At 62.5% G+C, this 23,864-nt stretch carries 22 protein-coding genes and 1 pseudogene; 10 read left to right on the forward strand and 13 right to left on the reverse strand.

What is annotated here, in order from left to right:
• Together J2J99_RS16025 and J2J99_RS16030 are read left to right on the forward strand one after the other, a co-directional pair.
• Positions 1-2,073, forward strand: a complete 2,073-nt coding sequence (locus tag J2J99_RS16025) for a hypothetical protein (protein ID WP_168297585.1) — start codon at positions 1-3, stop codon at positions 2,071-2,073.
• Between the two features lie 3 nt (positions 2,074-2,076).
• On the forward strand, positions 2,077-2,493 hold the full coding sequence (locus J2J99_RS16030; protein ID WP_168297586.1) for a GNAT family N-acetyltransferase: 417 nt from the start codon (positions 2,077-2,079) through the stop codon (positions 2,491-2,493).
• Here the strand turns inward: J2J99_RS16030 and J2J99_RS16035 are convergent, their stop codons facing one another.
• Positions 2,494-3,057, reverse strand: coding sequence for a GNAT family N-acetyltransferase (locus tag J2J99_RS16035; RefSeq protein ID WP_168297606.1), 564 nt, complete (start codon positions 3,055-3,057; stop codon positions 2,494-2,496).
• Positions 3,058-3,321: 264 nt separating this feature from the next.
• Here J2J99_RS16035 and J2J99_RS16040 point away from each other — a divergent pair, with 264 nt between their 5' ends.
• Positions 3,322-4,308 (forward strand): glutathione S-transferase family protein, encoded by a 987-nt coding sequence (locus J2J99_RS16040; RefSeq protein ID WP_168297587.1) that lies wholly within the window; start codon positions 3,322-3,324, stop codon positions 4,306-4,308.
• 6 nt (positions 4,309-4,314) lie between these two features.
• On the opposite strand, the gene J2J99_RS16045 is transcribed toward J2J99_RS16040, so the two are convergent.
• Entirely contained in the window at positions 4,315-4,794 is a 480-nt protein-coding gene (locus J2J99_RS16045; RefSeq protein ID WP_168297588.1) for an NUDIX domain-containing protein, read from the reverse strand.
• Between the two features lie 70 nt (positions 4,795-4,864).
• Here J2J99_RS16045 and J2J99_RS16050 point away from each other — a divergent pair, with 70 nt between their 5' ends.
• The 4 genes from J2J99_RS16050 to J2J99_RS16065 all read left to right on the forward strand — a co-directional run bounded on the left by J2J99_RS16050 (position 4,865) and on the right by J2J99_RS16065 (position 8,034).
• Positions 4,865-5,773: a metallophosphoesterase family protein gene (locus tag J2J99_RS16050; RefSeq protein WP_168297607.1), complete on the forward strand. Its 909-nt coding sequence runs from the start codon at positions 4,865-4,867 to the stop codon at positions 5,771-5,773.
• Between the two features lie 159 nt (positions 5,774-5,932).
• Entirely contained in the window at positions 5,933-6,493 is a 561-nt protein-coding gene (locus J2J99_RS16055) for a tetratricopeptide repeat protein (RefSeq protein WP_168297589.1), read from the forward strand.
• Positions 6,494-6,680: 187 nt separating this feature from the next.
• Positions 6,681-7,190 carry an RNA polymerase sigma factor gene (locus tag J2J99_RS16060; RefSeq protein WP_168297590.1) on the forward strand — a complete coding sequence of 170 codons (510 nt, stop codon included), beginning with the start codon at positions 6,681-6,683 and terminating at the stop codon, positions 7,188-7,190.
• A 1-nt stretch (position 7,191) separates the two neighbouring features.
• A complete protein-coding gene (locus J2J99_RS16065; RefSeq protein ID WP_168297591.1) occupies positions 7,192-8,034 on the forward strand; it encodes an anti-sigma factor family protein in 843 nt (280 codons plus the stop codon).
• A 42-nt stretch (positions 8,035-8,076) separates the two neighbouring features.
• Here J2J99_RS16065 and J2J99_RS16070 read toward each other — a convergent pair whose 3' ends face one another.
• Complete coding sequence (locus J2J99_RS16070) at positions 8,077-9,054, reverse strand: quinone oxidoreductase family protein (protein ID WP_168297592.1); 978 nt, start codon at positions 9,052-9,054, stop codon at positions 8,077-8,079.
• Here J2J99_RS16070 and J2J99_RS16075 point away from each other — a divergent pair.
• Positions 9,053-9,544, forward strand: a complete 492-nt coding sequence (locus J2J99_RS16075; RefSeq protein ID WP_205918920.1) for a winged helix-turn-helix transcriptional regulator — start codon at positions 9,053-9,055, stop codon at positions 9,542-9,544. The two genes, J2J99_RS16070 and J2J99_RS16075, sit on opposite strands and share 2 nt — an antisense overlap.
• Positions 9,545-9,556: 12 nt before the next feature.
• Here the strand turns inward: J2J99_RS16075 and leuA are convergent, their stop codons facing one another.
• The 3 genes from leuA to J2J99_RS16090 all read right to left on the reverse strand — a co-directional run bounded on the left by leuA (position 9,557) and on the right by J2J99_RS16090 (position 13,811).
• A complete protein-coding gene (leuA, locus tag J2J99_RS16080; RefSeq protein WP_168297594.1) occupies positions 9,557-11,281 on the reverse strand; it encodes a 2-isopropylmalate synthase in 1,725 nt (574 codons plus the stop codon).
• 333 nt (positions 11,282-11,614) lie between these two features.
• On the reverse strand, positions 11,615-12,814 hold the full coding sequence (locus J2J99_RS16085; protein ID WP_168297595.1) for a benzoate/H(+) symporter BenE family transporter: 1,200 nt from the start codon (positions 12,812-12,814) through the stop codon (positions 11,615-11,617).
• Between the two features lie 412 nt (positions 12,815-13,226).
• Positions 13,227-13,811 carry an ATP-dependent Clp protease proteolytic subunit gene (locus J2J99_RS16090; protein WP_168297596.1) on the reverse strand — a complete coding sequence of 195 codons (585 nt, stop codon included), beginning with the start codon at positions 13,809-13,811 and terminating at the stop codon, positions 13,227-13,229.
• Between the two features lie 229 nt (positions 13,812-14,040).
• On the opposite strand from J2J99_RS16090, the gene J2J99_RS16095 reads away from it, so the two are divergent.
• Positions 14,041-14,814 carry a DUF2076 domain-containing protein gene (locus tag J2J99_RS16095; RefSeq protein WP_168297597.1) on the forward strand — a complete coding sequence of 258 codons (774 nt, stop codon included), beginning with the start codon at positions 14,041-14,043 and terminating at the stop codon, positions 14,812-14,814.
• Between the two features lie 146 nt (positions 14,815-14,960).
• Here the strand turns inward: J2J99_RS16095 and queF are convergent, their stop codons facing one another.
• The 6 genes and pseudogenes from queF to J2J99_RS16125 form a co-directional block, all read right to left on the reverse strand.
• Positions 14,961-15,425 carry a preQ(1) synthase gene (queF, locus tag J2J99_RS16100; RefSeq protein WP_168297598.1) on the reverse strand — a complete coding sequence of 155 codons (465 nt, stop codon included), beginning with the start codon at positions 15,423-15,425 and terminating at the stop codon, positions 14,961-14,963.
• Entirely contained in the window at positions 15,425-16,339 is a 915-nt protein-coding gene (gene emfA / locus J2J99_RS16105; protein WP_168297599.1) for a CDF family cation efflux transporter EmfA, read from the reverse strand. Before emfA ends, queF begins: the two co-directional genes overlap by 1 nt.
• 182 nt (positions 16,340-16,521) lie before the next feature.
• Positions 16,522-17,199 (reverse strand): DUF2161 domain-containing phosphodiesterase, encoded by a 678-nt coding sequence (locus tag J2J99_RS16110; RefSeq protein ID WP_168297600.1) that lies wholly within the window; start codon positions 17,197-17,199, stop codon positions 16,522-16,524.
• A gap of 14 nt (positions 17,200-17,213) precedes the next feature.
• A complete protein-coding gene (locus J2J99_RS16115) occupies positions 17,214-17,453 on the reverse strand; it encodes a hypothetical protein (protein WP_168297601.1) in 240 nt (79 codons plus the stop codon).
• Positions 17,454-17,597: 144 nt separating this feature from the next.
• The gene (locus J2J99_RS16120; RefSeq protein ID WP_168300634.1) at positions 17,598-19,787 is read right to left on the reverse strand and encodes an anthranilate synthase; all 2,190 of its coding nucleotides are present in this window, start codon (positions 19,785-19,787) and stop codon (positions 17,598-17,600) included.
• A 398-nt stretch (positions 19,788-20,185) separates the two neighbouring features.
• Positions 20,186-20,884 (reverse strand): annotated as a pseudogene (locus tag J2J99_RS16125) (TonB-dependent receptor plug domain-containing protein); the annotation flags it as partial.
• A gap of 194 nt (positions 20,885-21,078) precedes the next feature.
• Here J2J99_RS16125 and J2J99_RS16130 point away from each other — a divergent pair.
• Entirely contained in the window at positions 21,079-22,053 is a 975-nt protein-coding gene (locus J2J99_RS16130; protein WP_221111308.1) for an extensin family protein, read from the forward strand.
• A 112-nt stretch (positions 22,054-22,165) separates the two neighbouring features.
• Here J2J99_RS16130 and J2J99_RS16135 read toward each other — a convergent pair whose 3' ends face one another.
• Positions 22,166-23,845, reverse strand: coding sequence for a formate--tetrahydrofolate ligase (locus tag J2J99_RS16135; protein WP_168300632.1), 1,680 nt, complete (start codon positions 23,843-23,845; stop codon positions 22,166-22,168).
• Between the last annotated feature and the right edge of the window lie 19 nt (positions 23,846-23,864).

Consider the following 23,864-nt stretch of genomic DNA (forward strand, 5'->3'; position numbering starts at 1 on the left):
ATGACCTTCGACTTTTCACCTTTCCTGCCCTGGCCGGTTCTGGCGGCGCTGGCCGCCATCGGCGCGCTCATCGCCGCCTTCGCGATCTGGCGTGGCATCCGCGGCGCCTGGATCAGGACGCTGGCGGCACTCGCCCTGCTGACCGCGCTCGCCAATCCCGTGCTGCTGCAGGAGGACCGGGATCAGCTGTCGACGATCGTCCCCGTTCTCGTCGACCGGAGCCAGAGCCAGCAGACACCCGACCGGGTCAAGATGACCGACGATGCGCTGGCAGCCCTGAAGAGCCAGCTCGCCCGCTTTCCCCAGATCGAGCCTCGCTTCATCGATGTCGAAGGCGACGTCAATTCCGACGTGCCGTCGACGCGCCTGTTCGATGCGATGGCGGCCAACATCGCCGATGTCCCGCCGTCGCGCATCGGCGGCGCCATCATGCTGACCGACGGCGAAGTCCATGATGTTCCGGCCGCCAATCAGGCGCTCGGTTTCGACGCGCCGATTCATGGCCTCATCACCGGCAAGGCCAACGAATTCGATCGCCGCATCGAGGTCATCAAGGGGCCGCGCTTCGGCATCGTCAACGAGGAGCAGCAGGTCGTCCTGCGCGTCTTCGACGACGGCCCGAGCCCTGGCGGCACCGCCGACGTCACGGTAAAGCTCAACGGTGACGAGATCGCCACGCTGCAGGCGACACCCGGCCAGGATACGCCTTTCTCCTTCAAGGTGCCGGGAGGCGGCAGCAACGTGCTCGAATTCTCGGTCGCCCCCCTTCCCGGCGAAGTCACCACCGCCAATAACCGTGCTGTCCACGTCATCGACGGCATCCGCCAGAATCTGCGCGTCCTGCTTGTCTCCGGCGAACCGCATGCCGGCGAACGCGCCTGGCGGAACCTCTTGAAATCCGACGCCTCGGTCGATCTCGTCCATTTCACCATTCTGCGCCCGCCGGAAAAGCAGGATGGCACGCCAATCAACGAGCTGTCGCTGATCGCTTTCCCGACACGCGAGCTCTTCATTGACAAGATCAAGGATTTCGACCTGATCATCTTCGACCGCTATCAGGACCGGGCGAATGTGCTGCCGATGCTCTACTACGACAACATCGCCCAATATGTGGAGAACGGCGGAGCGCTGCTGATCGCCGCCGGTCCGGAACACGCAAGCCCGGAATCGATCGCGATGACGCCGCTCGCTTCCGTGCTGCCGGCAGAGCCGACGGGCCAGATGATCGAGAAGGCCTTTTACCCCCGCCTCTCCGAGGAAGGCCGCAAGCACCCCGTCACGCGCGGCCTGGACGGCTCGGGCGAGGACCCGCCGCATTGGGGGCGCTGGTTCCGCAGCGTCGACGTCGAGCGGCCGCAGGGCGAGACGATCATGCTCGGCGCCGATAACCACCCGCTCTTGGTGCTGAACCGCGCCGGCCAGGGCCGCGTCGCCATGCTGCTCTCCGATCAGGGCTGGCTCTGGGCCCGCGGCTTCGAAGGCGGCGGTCCGAATGTCTCCCTCTATCGCCGCATCGCCCATTGGCTGATGAAGGAACCGGCGCTCGAGGAAGAAGCGCTGACGGCGCGCGCCTCCGGCCGAACCCTTGAAATCACCCGGCAGACGATCGGCGACAATCCGGGCAATGCCACCGTGCGCTACCCCTCCGGCAAGACCGAAAACTTGCCCCTGACCCAATCCGAACCGGGCCTCTACAAGGCGGAGAAGCGGATGGACGAGATCGGCCTCTTCGAAATCCGCAACGGCAAACTGTCGACCCTTGTCCATATCGGCGCCGTCGACGCGCCAGAATTCAAGGCGATGATCTCGACGACAAATGTGCTGAAACCTGTCGTCGAGAGGAGCAAAGGTCTCGTGACCCGCGTCGCCAGTGAGAAGGGCACGATCACCGTTCCCCCGATCCTGCCGGTGCGCGGCCAGGTCCGCGTCTCCGACAATGACCGCATTATGATCCGCATGACCAGCGAGACGGTCTTGAAGGGCATCAACACACTGCCGCTCTTTGCCGGTTTTGCCGGCGTCGGCATATTGCTGCTCGCCTTCGGCGCTATGTGGTGGCGCGAGGGGCGGTAGACCATGGCGGAATTCGAGTTCACCGCCTCGCCCTCATCGGAGGAGCTCGCGGCGATCACCGATGCGCTTTCCGCCTTCAACACCGGCGATGTCGGCCCCGCAGATCGCCGGCCGCTTGCCATCCTCATTCGCGATACCGACGGCAACGTGACCGGCGGTCTGTCTGGCTTTACCGCCTGGGGCTGGCTCTTCATCCAGATGCTCTATATTCCCGAGACGCTGCGCGGCACCGGTCTCGCCGGCAAGCTCCTGGCAAAAGCCGAAGACGAGGCCAGAGCCCGGGGGTGCCGCGGCGCTTGGATCGACACATTCAGCCCGCAGGCTCTCAGCGCCTATCTGCGCCAGGATTATGAAGTCTTCGGGGAGCTCGAGGATTTCCCGAAAGGTCGCACGCGCAGTTTCCTCCGGAAAAAACTATAGTCATCCGCGCCAAGCGATGGTGCCCGTCAGCCGTTCATGCACGCCCTCGGCGATCGGAACGACGAGCACACGGCCGGGATCGACGGGGCCCGGAAAAGAAAGCGCGTTATAGGCGACCTTCTCGAAGCCGAGCGGGCCATAATAGGGCGGGTCGCCGACAAGGATGACGGCTTCCGAACCTTTACGACGCGCCGCTTCCACCGCGATCCGCACCAGTTCCCGGCCGATACCCATGTTCTTGTGCGAGGGGCGCACGGCAAGCGGGCCGAGAAGATGACCTTTAACCGTGCCAGCGAGAACCGGCGTCATCCGCACCGAGGCGATCGTTTCGCCGTCGTCGGCGCAGATGAAGGAGAGCGACAGGTCATGCGGTCCCTGCTCGCGAATGCGTGCGGCCGCCCGCGTGAAGCGGCCGGGGCCGAAGGCTTCTTCGTTGATTTGCTCGATGGCGGCGTCGTGGGACGCGTCTTCGGTGAGGTAAACGAGATCGTGCTTGTACATGATGACAGAAACCGGATGGACAGATTGATGGGTCTCGAACACGCCTTTGGCGTTCGGGAGCATCAGCGTCGTCGCGGGTTTCTGGTAACGAACATCACGCAAGATCCTAAAATCGTGGAGAGGCCGATAGCAGGAAAAATTTCCGCCGTCCAACGTAAAATGCACACCACATCGCCGGGCCTCTTTTCAAGCGCTCAACGGACGCTGGAGCGCTCTCGATGATGCCGTGCCCGAACGGCGTGACACACTGTTCAACCTTTACCACCTGCAAAGCCCCGCTATCTCAGCTAACTTCGGCTCCGACACACAATCGAGGGAATGAAGTTCATGGGAATGCTGGTGGACGGCGTCTGGCATGACGTCTGGTACGACACGAAGAATGGCAATGGCCAATTCAAACGGCAGCCCTCGCAGTTCCGCAATTGGGTGACGGCAGACGGCGCGGCCGGGCCTACCGGCAGCGGCGGCTTTAAGGCCGAGCCCGACCGTTACCATCTCTACGTCTCGCTTGCCTGCCCTTGGGCGCACCGCACGCTGATCTTCCGCAAGCTGAAGAAGCTGGAGGAGCTGATTTCGGTTTCCGTTGTCGATCCGCTGATGGTCGAGAACGGCTGGGAGTTCAAGATCGGCGACGGCGCGACCGGCGATCATCTCTTCGGCGCGGCGACACTCTGGCAGATCTACGTCAAGGCGAATCCACACTATTCCGGCCGCGTGACGGTGCCCGTCCTCTGGGACAAGAAAACCGGCACAATCGTCAACAACGAATCCGCTGAGATCATCCGCATGTTCAATAGCGCCTTCGACGGGTTGACCGGCTCAAAGGCCGATTTCTATCCGGAGGATCTGCGCGCCGACATCGATGCGCTGAACGCTATCGTCTACGACACCGTCAACAATGGCGTCTACAAGGCGGGCTTTGCCACCGCCCAGGAAGCCTACGCCGAAAATGTCACCAAGCTGTTCGAAACACTCGACAGGCTCGACCAGCGCCTCGGCAAGAGCCGCTACCTTTTCGGAGACAGGCTGACCGAAGCCGACTGGCGTCTGTTCACGACGCTGGTGCGTTTCGACCCGGTCTATGTCGGCCACTTCAAGTGCAACATCCGCCGCATCGCCGACTACCGCAACCTGCCCGGTTACACCAGAGATCTCTACCAGACGACAGGCGTCGCCGACACGGTGAACCTGAAACACATCAAGCAGCACTATTACCGCAGCCACAGGACGATCAACCCGACCGGCATCGTTCCCGTCGGCCCGGCGCTCGATCTCGACAGTCCGCATGGACGTGAAAGGATCTACGCGGCCTGAGGCCTCTTACCAGCGGTGGCCGGGCTGCTGTTCGCCTCGAAGCTCGGCGAGGCGGCGATGGGTCGCCTCGGTCGTGCCGGCGGGCAGGCTGTCGAGGGAAAAGAAACCGCTGTCGGAAATCTCCCAGTCTGGCGGACGCGGTGCCGTCTGCTCGACGGTTACCCGGTAGAAGACGACATGGTCGCGCCGCGTGGTTGTCGTGTTGAAATAGACCTGGATCAGCTGCGGCTTGCCGATGATCCTGAGGTTGCCCTCCTCGCGCAACTCCTTGGCCAGCGCTTCTTCGACCGTCTCGTTGCGTTCCAGCCCGCCGCCCGGCATATGCCAGCCGCCGACATAGCTGTGGCGGACGAGAAAAATCCGCCCCTCTGCATCGAAGCAGGCGGCTCTGACACCCATCGTCATGCCCCGGGCGAAGGAGAAATAGACATGCAGAAGGCGCAGGGCCGTCCTGATATGAAGGGGCCGCTTTTCTTTATCCACCATCGCTCCGTTTCAGCTCTTCATCGCGCCGGATGTGTTTGATTTGTCAATAAGCTGGTCTATGTCTCGTAGCATGTTCAAGCTCGCGCATATTTCCGACGTCCATCTTGGGCCGTTGCCCCGTCTTTCCATCCAGGAGCTGTTTTCAAAACGCATAACGGGCTTTGTGAACTGGCATCGAAATCGGCGCAAGCATCTTTTCGGCAGCACGCTCGATCTGTTGCTCGATGACATCCGCGCCCATCGGGCCGATCATCTGGCCGTCACCGGCGACCTTGTCAATCTGGCAAGCGGCATCGAAATCCGCGCCGCTGCCGCCTGGCTGCGCGAACTCGGCGATCCCGCCGACACCTCGGTCGTTCCCGGCAACCACGACGCCTATGTGCCGGGTGCCTATGAGAAATCGATGCGGGCCTGGTACGACTATGTCCGTGGCGATCTCGCCCCGTCGCAATGGCAGGAGGACCGGCACATCTTCCCCTATCTGCGTGTCCGCGGCAAAGTCGCGATCGTCGGCTGCTCGACGGCGGTCGCCACGCCTCCCTTCGCCGCCTCCGGCTTCTTCGGCGCGCGCCAGGCACGCGATACCGTCAACATGCTGCGCGCGGCCGGCGAAGCCGGCCTCTTCCGTGTCGTCATGATCCATCATCCGCCGATCCGCGGCGCCACGACTTTCTACAAGCGGATGATCGGGATCCGCCGCTTCGCCGCCGTCATTTCGACGGGCGGCGCCGAACTCGTATTGCATGGCCACACACACCTGAATACGCTGCACTGGCTGCGCGGCCAGGTGCAGCCGGTGCCCGTCGTCGGCATCGCGTCGGCCTCGCAGGGACCGGGCAGCATCAAGCCCGCCGCAGCCTACAACCTCTTCTCCATCGACGGCTCCCCCGGTGCCTGGGAGCTGAGCGGCGAGCGCTTCAGCCTGAACCGGGCCGGCGACGCCGTGATTCCGGAAAGCGTTGATATTTTCGCGCCTTAGCGCCGGATTCGAACTCCTTTCATTCAGCACTTGAATCAATCTGCGAAGACATCGGATCATCGTCGCAACATTTGCCATGGAGGTTGCTTATCCTCTTGGTATTTTCGGCGGTAAGCGTACAATCCGCGCAACTGCATCGCCTCAGAATGGAGCCTGCCGATGACCTTCTCCTTCCATCGCCTTGGCAGAATTTCGCTTGCCACGGGCTTTGCCTTCAGCATCGCCACGGCCGCTTTCGCGGTCGGCGGCGGCAACGACGACACCAACCCGCCGCCGAAGACCGAGACGACCAAGACCTGCACCGGCGGCAAGGTCTGGGACAAGACCAAGAAGGAATGCGTCACCCCGAAGAAGAGCAGCTTCAACGACGACGACCTTTACAATTTCGCCCGCGAATTTGCCTATGCCGGCCAGTATGAGAACGCCATCACCGTGCTCAATCTCGCCCGCAATCAAAACGACCCGCGCATCCTGAACTATCTCGGCTACGCCAACCGCAAAGCCGGCCGCATGGAACTCGGCATGTCCTATTACCGCAAGGCGCTGCAGGCCGATGAGAACTACATCCTCGCCCGCTCCTACATGGGCATGGCGCTGGTGGAACAGGGGGACATCGAGGGCGCCCGCGTCCAGCTCATCGAAATCCGCGATCGCGGCGGCGAAGGCACCTGGGCCTATCGCGCTCTACTGCAAAGTTTGAACGGCTACAGGACATATTGACGCAAGCTTTGCAGGCTATGATTACGAAAATTCCCTGGGAAAGGGGACTGGAAACGACCGGATGCTTGCGAAGTGGGGGAGAGTTGCTCCATAAAGCACATGCATTACCGGCGACAAGAAGGCCGGATTCGCGTCCGATCGCGGAAGCGTCGTCCGCGAAACTACTGTGAGTGCTCCTGGATAGACAATGCGTCAGCCCGCAACGACCATCGACCTCCGCCGTGATCTCGTCGGCCTTCTGCCGCGCCTTCGCCGCTTCGCGATCACGCTCGCGGGCGAGGCGAATGCGGCCGACGAACTTGTCCAGGCCGTCTGTCAGCGGGCTATCTCCAAGGGTCATCAGTGGAGCGGCGAAGGTCGTCTGGAAAGCTGGATGTATACGCTTGCCCGCCAGCAATGGGCCGACGACAGCCGCAAGCGCAAGCCGAAGGCTTCCGTCCGCGGAAACGTCACCGATATTCGCGAGGCCGCGCGCGAGCGCTCGGCCGCGGTCGATTCCGACGCCATCCATCGCATGATCGCCGATATGCCGGACGGCGTTTCCTCGGTCTTCCTGCTCGTCGACGTCGAAGGCCACAGCTACCAGCAGGCGGCCGACATCATGGGCATCCCGGCCGCGACCGTCGCCTCGCAGCTCGCCACCGCAAGGCTGCATTTCGCAGGCCTTGCCGGCACCCACCCGATCCACAGGTACTGAATTGCTCGATCTCAGGAAATTGTCGCTCGAAGCCCAGCTCACCGCCCTCCTTGATGGCGAAGTCTCGTCCGAACAGCGCCACGAACTGGAGCAGCGCCTGGCAAATGACGAGAATGCGCGCCGGCTGCACGAAAAACTGCGCCACGGCGCCGATTTCGGACGTCGCCGCCTCGACGATGTCCTGAAGGAGCCGGTACCCCTCGCCCTCGTCCGCTCGATCAAGAGCACGCAGCCGCCGAAGACGCCGATCGCCCAGCGCGCCACGCGCCCGCAGGTGAAGCTGGCGCCGAGCGGCCCGCAAGCGCTGGCTGCCGCCCTCATCCTCTTCGTCCTCGGTTGCGGCATCGGCTATTTCGTCGCCACCGCACCGGATGCCGTCGAGGTCGCCACCACGACCTCGACAACGGCGCCAGCCAATACCAGCGACTGGCTGGGCGACGTCACCGCCTATCAGCGCCTGCTGATCCGCCAGCCCCGCCACCTTGTCGAAGTGCCCGCCTCACAGGCCGAGGAAATCTCCAGCTGGCTGACGACAGCCATCGGCGTGCCCTTCCGCGTGCCCGATCTCAGCGCCGAATCCTGGACCTTCCAGGGCGCCCGCGTCATTCTCGGCGACAACCGCCCTGTCGGCCAGCTCGTCTATTCCAATTCCGACGGCGACATCATCTCCATCTGTTTCCGCAAGGACGCGCAGCCGCCCGAGACCGACGACTTCAAGGAAACGATCAAGGATGAGATCGGCCTCGTCACTTGGCACAATGCCGGCACCTCCTATGTGCTCGCCGGCCCCTCCGCCGAAGCGACTCTCGGCCAGCTCGCCATGAAGATCGCTACGGCGATCTAAAATGCGAGAAGGCGGCGCCGCGTCGCATCCGCCGTCTTCGATTTAAGGCACCAGCACCACCTTGCCCACCGCCCTTCGCTCCTCGATGGTGCGATGGGCTTCCGCCGCCTGGTCCAGCGGGAAGCGACTACCTTCGACGACCGTCAGCCGGCCCGTTGCCGCAAGATCGAAAAGCTCGCCGAGATCCTCCCGAAGCCTGCGGGGCGTCAGCAGCGGCAACAGCGAAAACCCCTTGATCGATTGGTTGTCGCCGAGCATGCGCTCGATCTCCTCCGCCTTGAGTCCGAACCTCCCCATGGCCGCCAGAACCAGCTCGCCACGAGGCGCCAGCGCATCGACCGCCGCTTTTGAGGACACACCGCCGACAGTTTCGTAGATGATATCCGCTCCGCGCCCGCCGCTATGCTTCCTGACCTCTTCCTGCCAGCCAGGCGCGGTATAATCGACGGCATGATCGGCCCCGAGCGACAGGGCAAGCGCCCTCCTCTTCTCGCCGCTCGCCGCCGCGATCACCAGGTCTGCTCCGTTGCGCCTCGCCAGTTGCAGAAGCAGCGAGCCAACGCCGCCGGCTGCGGCGCTCACGAGTACGCTCTTGCCTTTCGGAAGGCTGCGGCGCGTCAGATGCAGCGCCGTCAGCCCCTGCACCATCAGCCCCACAGCCGCCTCAAAAGAAATTGCATTCGGCAGCCGCAACACCGATCCGCCGTCGACCGCGACGAATTCCGCATAGCCCCCGCCGCGCCCGATCGCGAAGAGAGGAACCGCCACGCGTGTGCCGACCAACGATATGTCGGCGTCCGGCCCCGCCCGTTCGACGACACCGGCGATTTCGACGCCGGGAAACATTGGCAGCTCCGGCGTCACGGCATAACGATCGGCCCGCATCAGCACCTCGAAGAAGTTGACGCCCGCCGCATGGACACGGACCAGCACCTCATCGCGCCTGAGCTCAGGAATCGGCAGCTCCACGAGTTCGAGAACATCCGGCGCACCGAAGCGAGCGAATTGGATGGCTTTCATGGCAGGGAACCTCACGTCTGATTGGCGTGGGGCAGGTTTAGCAATAGGATGGGAAGCAAGAATACATACTCTTTCGTGCCCTACCCACCAGGAGGTGACCATGGCCGAGCCGATGAAAAGACTGCCGAAATTGCCGGTCGAGCGGGCACTGAAAGTGATCTCAGGGCGCTGGAAACCCGTCATCCTTTACTATGTCTTCTCCGGCCCGAAGCGTCTTTCCGAGCTGAAGCGCATGATGCCTGCCATCACCCAGAAGGTGCTGATCCAGCAGCTGCGCGAGATGGAAGAGCACGGTCTGGTCACCCGCCAGGTCTTTGCCGAAGTCCCGTCCCGCGTGGAATACAGCGCAACCGAACTCGGCCTCGAACTTGAGCCGGTGCTGCTGGCGCTCTGCCGCTGGGGCCAACGCCATGCCGAGGCGAACGACGAAGCCGGCATGATTGCCGATTGTATCGTCAGGCCGCGCCATATCAGTACGGTCGCGGCCTGAGTCTTTCCGGGATCAGGCCTTGCCGGATTTCACATCCAGCACGCGGTTGGCGGCCGAGACGATCGCTTCCAGCGAGGCCGCGACGATGTTGGTATTAATGCCGGCGCCGAAGAGCTTGCCGCCGGGATAGGAGGTCTCGACATAGGAGATCGCCGCCGCGTTAGAGCCATGCTGCAGCGAATGCTCGGAATAGTCCTCGACCGACATTTCGATGCCGAGATAATGCGACAGCGCGTTGATGAAGCCGTCGATCGGGCCGTTGCCGCGGCCTTCGATGCGCTTGATCTCGCCATTGTCTGATATCTCGGCCGCGACGATCCGTTGGCCTTTGCGCTCAGTGTCAGGATAGGTGTGATGATCGACGAACCTGAGGCGCGCATCGGGCTGGGTCACGTATCGCTCGATGAAGCGGTCGTAGATGCGCTTCGACGGAAGCTCCTTGCCCTCGACATCGGTGATGCGCTGGATGTCCTCGCGGAATTCGACCTGCAGGTTGCGCGGCAGGTTGAGCCCAAAATCCTGCTGCAGGATATAGGCGATGCCGCCCTTGCCGGACTGCGAGTTGATGCGGATGATCGCTTCGTAGGAGCGCCCGACATCGCGGGGATCGATCGGCAGGTAGGGCACTTCCCAGACGGGATGGTTGGCGACCTGTGCGGCCTTCATGCCCTTGTTGATCGCATCCTGGTGCGAGCCGGAGAAGGCCGTATAGACCAGCTCGCCGACGTAAGGGTGACGCTCGCTGATCGCCATCTGGTTCGAATATTCGAACACCTCCTTGATGCGCTCGATGTTCGAGCAATCGATGCCGGGATCGACGCCTTGCGTGAACATGTTCAGCGCCATGGTCACGACATCGACATTGCCGGTGCGCTCGCCATTGCCGAACAGCGTGCCTTCGACGCGGTCGGCGCCCGCCAGCAAGGCCAGTTCGGCAGCGGCAATGCCGGTGCCGCGGTCGTTATGCGGGTGTAGCGAGACGATCAGGTTCTCGCGGTTGTCGAGGTTGCGGCACATCCACTCGATCTGGTCGGCATAGACGTTCGGCGTCGCCATCTCGACGGTCGACGGCAGATTGATGATGAGCTTGTTGTCGGGCGTCGGCTTCACCACCTCGATGACGGCATTGCAGATCTCCAGCGCCACTTCGAGCTCGGTGCCGGTAAAGCTCTCGGGCGAATATTCGAACCGGTAGCCGCCGCCGGCCTTGGCGGCCATGTCGGTGATCATCTTGGCGGCGTCGACGGCAATCTGCTTGATGCCCTGGACATCCTTGGCGAAAACGACGCGACGCTGCAGCTCGCTGGTCGAGTTGTAGAAATGAACGATCGGCCGGTTTGCCCCTTCCAGCGCTTCGAAAGTGCGGGTGATCAGTTCAGGCCGGCACTGCACCAGCACCTGCAGCGAGACGTCTGCGGGAACATTGCGCTCCTCGACGCACCAGCGAGCGAAATCGAAATCGGTCTGCGAAGCCGAGGGGAAACCGATCTCGATTTCCTTAAAGCCCATCTCCAGCAGCAGATGGAACATGCGTGCCTTGCGGTCGTGGCCCATCGGATCGACCAGCGCCTGGTTGCCATCGCGCAGGTCCACCGAACACCAGACAGGCGCCTTGATGATCGTCTTGGTCGGCCAGGTGCGGTCGGGAATGTTTACCTGCGGATAGGGCCGGTACTTCACCGCGGCATCGGGCATGCCCTTGGCGCCTGCGGAGGATCGGCTGGTGGTGTTGTCCATTGTCTTGTCTCCTCGTCCCGGCATTTGTCCCGCCTCTTAGCCGATCGCATCGGGCTTGGCGACAAACAAATGCGGACCTTCGTCGGTCGTTACGTCAATTTTGAAAATGAGTCGCGAGGAGCGATGCCGGGCGGGCTTTCGGCCGCCGGGCGCTCCTCAACGGACCCGGCAACCGCGCGTAAGGCCGAGGAGAAGAAGCGAGGTCAGGGCGCGCGTATTGTCACGCAGGGCGATGCGGCCGCGTGCAATCGAGTCGGAAATCTTGGCGCCTGTGGTCTTCATAGCCGCGCTTATAGCGTTGAGCGGCAGAGCTGGCAAGGCCTCGCCCTTGCATTATCTCGGTGACGCTCGTTCTTTCCAAGCCTTCACCAGCTGCGACAGCGCAAGCATCAGCCCGCCGGCAATCAGGCCCCAGAAGGCGCCGGAAATGCCGCCGAAGGAAACGCCGGATGCCGTGACGAGGAAGGTGATCGCCGCCGCCTCACGCGATTCCGGCGCCTGGAAGGCCGACATCGCCGAGGACGAAAAGGCGCCTACGAGTGCCAGCCCCGCCACCGCCTCGATCAGAACAGGAGGCGCCAGGGCGACAAAGGCCGTCACTGCGCCGGCAAGCAGCCCGAGGACGATGTAACCCGCGCCGGCGATCAGCGACGCCCAATACCGCCGCTTCGGATCGGCATGGGCATCCGGCCCAGCGCACATGGCCGCGGTGATCGCCGCCAGATTGACGGCGTGACCGCCGAACGGCGCCGACAGCAGTGAAAAGAAGCCAGTGACGGCAAAGAGCGGGCCGGGCTTCGGATCGTAGTGGTTGACCTTCAGCACGGCGATACCGGGAATGTTCTGCGAAGCCATGGTGACGATGAAGAGCGGCAGCGCGATCGACACGAAACCGGCAAGATTGAACACCGGCCGGACGATTTCCGCCGCCGGCACCAATGACTGCTGCAGCGACATAAGCGCGCCGTCGGGAATATCGACGCCGAAGGCAAGCACCAGCACGAAGGCTGCGAGTGCCGCCGGCACCGCCCAGAGCCGCTTGAAGGCGCCGACCACGATCCAGGCAATAATGATCGGCAGCCCGAGCAGCGGATTGAAGCCGATTGCCTTCACCGGTGCAAAGCAGAGGCCGATCAGCACGCCTGATAGCATGGCATTGGCGAGCGGTGCCGGAATGGCCGCAACCGCCCGGCCGAGCGGTTTGAACAGCCCGGCGACAACGATCAGCGCCGCGCAGATGAGAAACGCCCCGACCGCGGCATTGAAGCCGCCCTCGATCGCGCCGGTGCTTGCCAGCAGTGCCGCGCCGGGTGTCGACCAGGCGATGCTGATCGGCAGTCGGGTTACGGCGCTGAGCACGATCGCGCAGACACCCATGGAGATCGACAACGCCATCAGCCCCGAGGCTGCCTGAACCTCTGTCGCGCCGACGGCCTGCAACCCATGCAGCACGACGGCGAAGGAGCTGGCGGAACCGACAAAGGCGGTCAGCAGCCCCATGAACAGGGCCTGGATGGAAAAATCTTTGAGCATGACGGGACTCGGGCTGCGGGAATGGCATGGAGCACGACGGTTGGCGCGCAGGCAAGTCCAGATTCAGCGTTTTCCGTTCAGCCGCCGCCAAACAACGCCTTTGCCTGCCGGCGGCGCACGCTTAAAGTGATCTCCAACCTATGAGACCGGGGGATAGGTGAATGGCTGGCGAAGCGCGAACGATGCTCGTTACAGGGGCAACCGGAGGCATTGGTGCGGCAGTCTGCCTCCTGTCGCACTTCTGCGACCATATGACTGGGCTGAATATCATGTACGACGTCGGTTTCACACGCTCGTATTGAAGGCGCGGCAGCGATCTCTTCTCCCGACCCGAATCCGCCCATGAAAATGAAATGCCCCCGCCTGCTGTCTGCGGGCAGGGGCATTTCTTGGTCGTTTTGGCCGCGAAAACCTAGATATCGGCCTGCGACGTCACGATCCGCGAAACGAGGCCATAGTCCTTTGCCTCTTCGGCAGAAAGCCAGTAATCGCGATCGGTGTCCTTGGCGATCTTGTCGAGCGGCTGGCCGGTGGCTGCCGCCATGATCTTGTTCAAGCGCTCGTTCATCTTGATGATCTCGCGGGCCTGGATCTCGATGTCCGATGCCATGCCGCGCGTGCCGCCCGACGGTTGGTGCAGCAGGAAGCGCGTGTTCGGCAGGCAGATGCGGCGCTCCTTCGGAGCGGCGACATAGATCAGCGCGCCGGCCGAAGCGACCCAGCCGGTACCGATCATCCAAACCTTCGGCTTGATGAACTTGACCATATCATGAATGGAATCGCCGGATTCGACGTGGCCGCCGGGCGAGTTGACATAGATGCGGATGTCCTCGTCGCCGGCTGCGGCAAGTGCCACGAGCTGCGAGCAGACTTTCTGCGCCAGTTCCTGATTGATCGGTCCATAGATGAAGATCGAACGCGACTTGAAAAGATTCGCCTCCGTTTCCTTGCCGAGCGGCAGTTCCTTCGTCTTGTCGTCCTGTTCTTCGTCGTTCATTCGAACCTCTCGGAGATGAATTCGGGTTCCTCGCACATAGTGCGACTCAATGCCTAAAACAATGCGGGAAAAACACAAGGCACCGAAGCGGTGGAGATATCCTTAAGAAGCCGCGCGCGGTTCCGCAAGCCTTACTGAAATGTAACGGTGAAAGGCTTTGAAAAGCCTGAATCGCTTCCTACCTCACCCCTCACGCGGCAATGCCGTACGAAATAACAGGAGACAAGACATGTCACCCGAAGAACGCCAATTGCTGACCGGCCTGTTCGACCGCGTACGCACCGCTGCGGCCACGCCGCGCGACCGCGAGGCCGAGGCCCTGATCGACGAGGCGACGCGGCAACAGCCCTCGGCCACCTATTATCTGGCTCAGGCCGTGATCGTTCAGGAAAAGGGGCTGGAGGCGGCCGCCAGCCATATCAAGGAACTCGAAGAACGCGTGCGCCATCTGGAAGCCGGCAGTAGTGAACACCGCCAGGCCGAACAGGGCGGCGGCTTTCTGAGCTCGATCTTCGGCAACACCCAGACGCAGCAGCCCGCTCCGGTTCCGTCAAGTCCCAATCCCGGTCCCTGGGGCCAGCCTTCCCGCGGCCATGACGAACCCCGCGGCTACGACAGCGGCGCTCGCCAGATGCCGCAGCAGCCGACCGGCCCCTGGAGCCAGCAGGCCTATGCGCCATCGGCAGGCGGCAGCTTCCTGCGCGGCGCGCTCGGCACAGCAGCGGGCGTTGCCGGCGGCATGCTGCTTGCCAATTCGCTGAGCGGCATCTTCGGCAACCACATGTCCTCGCTCGGCTGGGGCTCGCCCTTCGGCGCCAATCCGTTCGACAACGCCAGCGCGCCCACTGAGGAAACCGTCATCAACAATTATTTCGGCAATGATGACACCCGCCAGGCGTCCGACAACGCGGCCGATGAGAACGACGATAATCTGCAGCAAGCGGATTACGACGATGGCGATGATTATAGCGATGACTCGTCCGGCGATGTGACGGATGTGTGAGAACCGACGCTGAAGCCTTGACGGCCGGCGGTCGGACAAGGGACAGAGGTTGCCGCACCCTCGCCCGGCCCTTCGCTTTGGCTCAGGGCGTTCGCTGCTGCAATCGATTCACTGGATCGATGGCTCGGGCTGTGCCCGACCGCAGCTCACCCACGTCCGCGATAGGTGGCCACACCTTGATCCGGCAGCCACACGCCTTCCGGCGGCTTGCCCGTCTGCCAGAAGACATCGATCGGAATGCCGCCGCGCGGATACCAGTAGGCGCCGATCCGGAGCCATTTCGGATCGAGCAGCTCGACGATGCGCTTGGCGATATAGATCGAGCAATCCTCGTGAAAGGCGCCGTGATTGCGGAAGGAATGCAGAAAGAGCTTCAGCGACTTCGATTCCACCAGCCATTCGCCCGGAATATAGTCGATGACGATATGGGCGAAATCCGGCTGGCCGGTCATCGGGCAGAGCGAGGTGAATTCCGGCGCAGTGAAACGCACGACATAATCGGTGCCGGCATGGTTGGACGGCACTTTTTCAAGAACCGCCTCCTCCGGCGAATTGGCGGTTGCGGTCTGCTGGCCCAGCATCGACAGGCTGGAAACATCGGTATTCGGCATCATGCCTCCTTGACGACTTTGACGCGGATGCCATGGGCCTTTTCGCCCTCCGGCTCCACATGAATGGCTATTTTGGCGCCCTCGTGCACTGTCCTGATGGCATCCTCAAGGCGGTCGCATATATCATGCGCCTGTCGCACGGACATAGTTCCCGGCACCACCATGTGAAAATCGATGAAGGTGACGGTGCCCGCCCGCCTGGTCTTCAGATCATGCACGCCGATCGAGCCCGCCGCATGCGTGGCGATCGCCTGCTTGATCGCTTCTTCTTCCTGCGGGGTGACGGCCTGGTCCATCAGGCCGCTGATCGATTGCGAGATCACCTTCCAACCCTGATAGAGGATATTGACGGCAACCAGAATGGCAAGCACCGGGTCGAAGATCGCGTAACCGGTCGCCAGCGCCAGCAGCAGGCCGGTGAGCACGCCGACGGAAGTGATCACATCGGACATGATATGCTGCCCGTCCGCGGTCAGCGCTGCCGAGCGATGTTTGCGTCCGGTCCGGATCAACAGCCGCGCCCAGACAGCGTTGATGACGCCTGCCGCCAGATTGATCGCCAGGCCAAGCACCGGCGCATCGAGCATACGGGGCTCGGCGAGATAACCGATCGCCTCGTTGACGATCAGCAGCGCCGCGACGACGATCAGCACGCCTTCGGTGACGGCGGACAGATATTCCGCCTTGTGATGGCCGAAGGGATGGTCGTGGTCGGCAGGCTTCTGCGCGTAGCGGATAACGAAGAAGGCAATAAAGGCGGCAACGACATTCACCGTCGATTCAAGCCCGTCCGACAGCAGCGCCACCGACCCGGTGACCCACCAGGCTACCATCTTCAGCCCCATGACGCCGAGCGACAGCGGAATCCCCCACATCGCCAGATTCCGAACCGTAAGATCGCCGTGGTCACTCATATCGTCCTCCTGCGGTTGCGAACGAATTGCAGGGTCTAAGCCTTTGAAACGCAAAACCGCCCACGCGAATGTCGCGCAGGCGGCCCAGTTGAGGGTGATATGGGCGATGATACAGGATTTGTCAAAGAGAATGACGCGTCCTTCACAGCGGCCGCCCGCAACTGAAACGGAGCGGCAGCAAACTATACGGAATCCGAAGCGGGATCGGCGACAGGCTGCGGCCAGCGCAGGAGAGCGGCCTGCCCGGCCGGCGTCAGCGCGTAGACGCCCTTCTCCTTGCGCTCGAACCATCCGTAGACATTGTCGAGCAGGATCCGGCCTGCATTGGGCGTAAGCGCCTTCATATCCCGCGGCCGCGCCACACCCTGGTCGAGCGCCATCGCGCAGAGCAGCGCCTGTTGGCGATAGGCAGTCATGATCGGGGTACGTGCGCCGCCACCGACGGCAGGATCGCCGCGACGGCGCTGGTGCTCCCCGACGAGGCGCGTGCGCCGCTTCGGATTAGTGCGCGGCATCGGCGAGACGGAACTGACGATGACGCTGACCTCGCCGCCATCGGCGACGCCGAGCATGCCGATCCCGAGCCGCCGGCAGAGGTCGCGGTAGCGCTTATCGGCTTCCCGCCCGCGCCCCTTCGCCGAAACGCGCGCCGCGATCCACACCTCGTCGCTCATCGACGCCCGGTCGACCGCCTGGAGCAGCAGTTCGAGATTGAAGGAAAGCTTGAGTTCGCAGATCACCACAACAGGCGGCTCACCGTCGCTTAAACCCACGAGATCGCATCCGCCAACCTCCCCCTTGACCACATAACCGGCCGCTTCCAGGAACGCTTTGACCGGCAGGTAGAGCGAGGTTTCCATCAGAAAATCGCGCCTCAGGCAGCGTTGAGATCAGCAATCTCACCATAACGCGCGAGCAATCGCGGCGAGGTCATGTCGCCGGTCTCCTCGTCGACGATGACGGCGTAAGCCGCGACGCCGACAAATCGCCCAGCCATCGCCGAGGCGATCTTTTCCGCGCTGACGGCATTCGATGCCTGCCGCATTTCGCCGGGCACGAGATTGCCGCGGTTCTTGCGGTAAGGAAGGACGATGAACTTCTGGGCATTGGCCACGGCGATAATTCCCGGTTGATCGTTCCGGAAATGTTCTGATTTGTCCGATAAAGTCAACCGGGCTCTGCCGTAGGAACGCCCGCCCCGCCCTTCGAGACTCCCCCGCCCCTCCCACAAGCAGGAACGGCGAGATGGCATTGCGGGTCAGGCGGCCTTGGTCTTCACCTTGCGCGCCAGATGCGCCACGACGTTCTCGATCATCCGCATGCCGGCATCGCCGCCGAGCGTCATGATCGATTCCGGATGGAACTGCACCGCGGCGATCGGCTCCTTGGCATGCTCGATGCCCATGATCGTGCCGTCCTCGCTCTCTGCCGTGATGATGAACTCAGGCGGCAGCGTCGAGGGATCGGCGAAGATCGAGTGGTAGCGGCCGACCGTCACCTCTCTGGCGAGGCCGGAGAAGACGATGCCCGGCTCCAGCACACGGATTCGCGAGGGCTTACCGTGCATCGGCAGCGCCAGATGACGCAGTTCTCCGCCATAGGCTTCGGCGATTGCCTGCAGGCCGAGGCAGACGCCGAAGATCGGCAGGTTCCGGGCCCGCGCCTTCTTGATCGTCGCCTTGCACTCGAAATCCTTGGGCGTTCCCGGCCCGGGAGACAGCACGACCAGATCCGGATTCAGCCGGTCGAAAATCTCCTCCGGCACCGGCGTGCGCACGGTCGAAACCGTTGCCCCGGTCTGGCGGAAATAATTGGCGAGCGTGTGGACGAAGCTGTCCTCATGATCGATCAGCAGAATGCTGACGCCCTTGCCGACGCTGGCGACGTCTCGCTGGATCTTGCCGGAATTGCCGGTCTTGGCGTCTCGGATGGCGGAAAGCATGGCGGAGGCCTTCAATTCGGTTTCGGCTTCTTCTTCGTGCGGGTCGGAATCGTTGAGCAATGTCGCACCGGCACGCACCTCTGCGATGCCGTCCTTGATGCGCACGGTGCGCAGCGTCAGGCCGGTGTTCATATCGCCATTGAAGCCGACCATGCCGATTGCCCCGCCATACCATGCGCGTGGGCTTTTTTCATGGCTCTCGATAAAGCGCATCGCCCAGAGCTTCGGGGCGCCGGTGACGGTCACGGCCCAAGCGTGACTAAGAAAACCGTCGAAGGCATCCATGTCGTCGCGCAGCCGGCCTTCTATATGATCGACCGTGTGGATGAGGCGCGAATACATCTCGATCTGCCGGCGGCCGATCACCTTGACGGAACCCGGCTCACAGACCCGGCTCTTGTCGTTGCGGTCGACGTCCGAGCACATGGTCAGCTCGGACTCGTCCTTCTTCGAATTCAACAGCTTCAGGATCTGTTCGCTATCGGCGATCGGGTCGTCGCCGCGCTTGATCGTGCCCGAGATTGGGCAGGTCTCGATGCGCCGTCCGGATACGCGCACGAACATTTCGGGCGAGGCGCCGACCAGATATTCCTGATTGCCGAGATTGATGAAGAAGGAATAGGGCGACGGATTGATCGCCTTCAGCCGCTTGGAAATGTCGGAAGGCTTGCTTTCGCAGCGCTCCATGAACTTCTGCCCGGGCACGACCTCGAAGAGATCACCCTTGCGGAAGCTTTCCTTCGCCTTGACGACGAGCTCGGCATATTCGCCCGGCCGATGGTCGCTCTTCGGCGGTATGGCATCCGTTTGCCTGAAAGGCTCCGGCGCAATCTGCTCGGCCTTGCCCTCGGTCGTCACGCCGCCTTTTTCGAAATCGTAGCGGTCGATCCAGGCTTTCGCGGCGTAATTGTCGACGACTAGGATCTCGTCCGGCAGGTAGAGCACCATGTCGCGCTGGTCGGAGGCTCGCTTCAGTTTCAGATCGATCGCGTCGAACTGGAAGGCGATGTCATAGCCGAAGGCGCCGTAGAGCCCGAGGCTCGCATCCGCCTGCGAGTAGAAAAGGTCGGTCACGGCGCGCAGCACTGTGAACACCGTCGGAATCTTCGAGCGCTCTTCCTCGGTGAACACCCGGTCCGGCGTCTTGACGGAGAGGTCGAGCCGCCGGGCTGAGGAAGCGCCGAGCACGAGGTCGGGCACGGTCTGCAGCCGTTCGGTCACGAAGCCGAGGAGCACCTCGCCGCGTTCATTATAGGCTTCGATCCAGACGTCGCGCCCGAAGGAAGAGATGCCGAGCGGCGGATCGACGACGGCGGTATCCCAGCGCGTATAGCGGCCCGGATATTCGTAGTTCGACGAGAATACCGCGCCGCGGCGCTCGTCGAGCTTGTCGACATAGGAAGAGACGGCGTCGCTGTAGGGGATCGCCCGCCGCTGCCGCGTGACCGATATCCCGCCTTTGGTCTCGTAGATTTCCGCACCATCATCCCGCAGGATCGTTACCATAGTTTCACTCCATTATCGGGGCCCGGACGACAGGCGGCGATAAAACAAAAAAGCCGCCTCGAAGTTTCGGGCGGCTCACTCGTCGTCGTCTTTGGACACGATTGGTCGAGGCCGCCTCAGCGAGCCCACCACCAAACAGCAATGTTCAAGGACTTGATCATGGAAAAATTGTTAGCCTGAGATCAGCCGCCGCGCAAGAGGCGATCGCACGAATGAAACGGCGGCCCGAATGCCGCCCTCACCCATCCTTGAACCGTGTCAACGATCAAAACGTCTTGGTGAGCGAGACCTTGTAGTACGGCCAGGCTCGAAATACCAATCGCGCGGCTGCGACGTGGTCGCCGAGCTGAGATTGACGCCGCGCACGGCGAGCGCGTTGAATATTCCTGGTCGAAGATGTCGCATTCATGGCCTTTGCGGTAGCCGCCCTGGAACAGGATCGAGGTGCCGCCGATCTTCTTGGCAGCGGCAGCCGAGCCGGAAAGGCTCCTGTCTTCGCTGTCATAGGTCGATTTGACGATCGCACCCCAGTCACGGCCTTCAAGAATGAAAATCCTCCGGTTCCAGCGTATTGAGAACCGACGGCGCCGCCGAGCATGCCCGAGCCGCCCTTGCTCGAATCCGCGCCAGGCACGATATCGAGCGAGGAGAGCGAGTTGAAATCGAAGGTGTCGCCGCCGCCTTTGGCGTTGGCCGGCGCAAAAGCACCCTGACGCGAGCTGTTCGAAACATAAGGAATCGGAATGCCGTCGATGGTGGTCAGGATGCGTGCGCAGGAAAGGCCGCGCAGATTGAAGCCCGCATCCGCGCGCCAGTAGTTCACGCCTGCATCGACCCTGCGGCCGATGACGTTATAGTCGGTCACCTGCTTCTCTTGTAGCTGCTTGGCGGTGACCTCGCTTGCCAGCGGCGTGTCGGCGACGCTGCCCGGCGCCGCGCGTTTGCCCTTGACGACGATCTTCTGCAGAACGGGGCAGTCGTCGGCAGTCGTCTGAGGTGTGGCTGCCGGAGCGCTTTGCCAGAGACTGCGAAACAGGAAGAACAGCCGCAACTGCCGTGCAGACCAATAGAACCGAACACCAATGCCGGACGATTATCACCTACCCTCTCATGATGATTACCGGGCTGCCTGGTCGTGGCGTGTCGAACGCTCGAGGGGCTGGCTGGGCTTTTACGGATGCAGGCGAAGCAGAATGTTGAATAATGTCGTGATGTTTTAATGGTCTTCCCGGACGTTGCGCAATTGCAACGAAAACCGCCATGGCGCGTTATTCCTTCCGCTATCGACACCATGGAATCGGATGCGTTGAGAAAACTTTCGATACTGGCGATCCTTGTCGCCGCAGCCGCCCTTCTTGCTGGCGCCCGCCTGCCTCCGCATGGTCCCTTGCCCCAACCTCGACCCGACGCCGAGGCCACAGCCAGTCCTGCTCCGCTCCCCGAAAAGACTGAACCACTCGCGCCGGAGGATGTGCCGGCTCCGCAGCCGAAGCCTGACGTGAAACCCGAGACGCCGGCGACGAACCAGCCATCGGCACCGACCGAACCCGCAAAGCCCGAACAGGCAAAGCCGCAGCCGGCAGAACCGATGCAAGGCCCGCCGCTGCCGCCGGGCGGGCTCGAAAGCCCGAAGACGCCCGCGGAAGAGAACAAGCCGCCTGCCGAGCAGACGCTCGAAGAGCAGCATCTGACGATCGAACCCGAAAGCGACGCCGAACACGCAGAATGCAACGCCGCACTCCGAGCCTTGGGTGTCGTCTTCAAGGAGACGCCGCGCATCGACGACGGCAACGGCTGCGGCATCGACAAACCGATCATCGTCTCCGAAGCACTGCCCGGCATAAAGCTGAATCCGGAAGCGACGATCCGCTGCCCGGCGGCACTCGCCCTCGCTCGCTGGATAAAAGAGAGCGTCATCCCGGCCGCCTCCGCCGCGCTGCCGGAACAAGGGCGCCTGACGACCGTCAACCAGGCGACGGCCTATATGTGCCGCCTGCGCAACGGGGCTCAAACCGGCAAAATCTCCGAGCATGCGCGCGGCAATGCCGTCGACATTGCAAGCTTCCATTTCGAGAAAGGCGAAGACGTCGCCATTCGCTCCCGCCGCGAAGACTCGACGCTGACCGGTGCCTTCCAGCGCACCGTCAGCGCCGCCGGCTGCCTCTATTTCACCACCGTCCTCGACCCCGAAAGCGACGCCGCCCACGAAACCCATTTCCATCTCGATGTGATGGAAAGGAAGGGCGGCTATCGTTATTGCCATTGAGCATTTCAAGCGCTTGAAACATTTCACCAAGCGGGAGCTGGCGTGGAACCAAGACGATGCGGCATATCCTCTTCTGCCCAGCGGGAAGAATGGGGAACCTTCACACGCCAGGTCAGAACAACCCCTCGATATAACCCTGGTCGTTCAGAAAAATCCGCTCCGCCGACGGTGATTTCGGGAGGCCAGGCATCGTCATGATCTCGCCGGTGATGGCGACGACGAAGCCGGCGCCGGCCGAAAGCCGCACCTCCCGCACCGGGACGATGTGCCCTTCCGGCGCGCCGCGCAGGTTTGGATCGGTGGAGAAGGAATATTGCGTCTTCGCCATACAGACCGGCAGCTTGCCATAACCCTGCTCCTCCCAGGTCTGCAACTGGTCGCGCACCGCCTTGTCGGCCGTCACCTCGCCGGCATGGTAGATCTTCGAGGCAATGATCTCGATCTTCTCGAACAGTGAAAGATCGTCGCCATAGAGCGGCTGGAATTTCGCCTGACCCGATTCGGCCAGTTCCACCACCTTGTGCGCCAGTTCTTCGATGCCGGCCGAACCTTTCGCCCAGTGCTGGCACAGGATCGCCTCGGCGCCGAGCCGCGAGACAAATTCCTTCACCGCCGCGATCTCGGCGTCGGTATCGGAGACGAAATGGTTGATCGCCACGACCACGGGAACGCCGAAACGGCGGACATTGGCGACGTGGCGGCCGAGATTGGCGCAACCCTTCTTCAACGCCGCGACATCCTCGGTACCGAGGTCCTCCTTCTTCACCCGGCCATTCATCTTCAGCGCCCTGACGGTCGCGACGATGACCGCCGCATCCGGCTTCAACCCGGCCTTGCGGCATTTGATGTCGAAAAATTTCTCAGCGCCGAGATCCGCCCCGAATCCCGCTTCCGTTACGACATAATCACCGAGTTTCAGCGCCGTCTTCGTCGCCGTCACCGAATTGCAGCCATGGGCAATGTTGGCGAAGGGACCGCCATGCACGAAGGCGGGATTATTCTCCAGGGTCTGCACCAGGTTCGGCTGCATCGCATCCTTGAGCAGCACCGCCATGGCGCCGTCAGCCTTCAGATCGCGCGCATGCACCGGCGTCTTGTCGAAGCGATAGCCGATGATGATGTCGCCGAGCCGCCGCTCGAGATCCTTGAGATCGGTGGCGAGGCAGAGGATCGCCATCACCTCGGAGGCGACGGTGATGTCGAACCCGCCTTGGCGCGGGAAACCGTTGGCGACGCCGCCGAGCGATGAGACCATGCTCCTCAGCGCCCTGTCGTTCATGTCCATGACCCGCCGCCAGGTGATGCGGCGGATGTCGATATTCTCCTCGTTGCCCCAGTAGATGTGGTTGTCGATCATCGCCGCCAGCAGATTGTGCGCCGCGGTGATCGCATGGAAGTCGCCGGTGAAATGCAGGTTGATGTCTTCCATCGGCACGACCTGCGCGTAACCGCCGCCGGCCGCCCCACCCTTGACGCCGAAGCAGGGACCGAGCGAAGCCTCGCGTATGCAGATGATGGCCTTCTTGCCGATCCGGTTCAGCCCGTCACCGAGCCCGACGGTGGTCGTCGTCTTGCCCTCGCCCGCCGGCGTCGGGTTGATCGCCGTGACGAGGATCAGCTTGCCATCTTTCTTGCCCGCCTGTGCCGCGATGAACTCGGCGCTGACCTTGGCCTTGTCGTGACCGTAAGGCGCGAGTTGCTCGACCGGTATGCCGAGTTTCGCCCCGATCTCGAAGATCGGCTTCTTGGCCGCCGCGCGCGCGATTTCGATATCGGATTTGATTGACGGCATGGATGCTCCCCTCCCTCCG

The sequence above is a fragment of the Rhizobium binae genome (genome assembly GCF_017357225.1).
Taxonomy (GTDB): Bacteria; Pseudomonadota; Alphaproteobacteria; order Rhizobiales; family Rhizobiaceae; genus Rhizobium; species Rhizobium binae.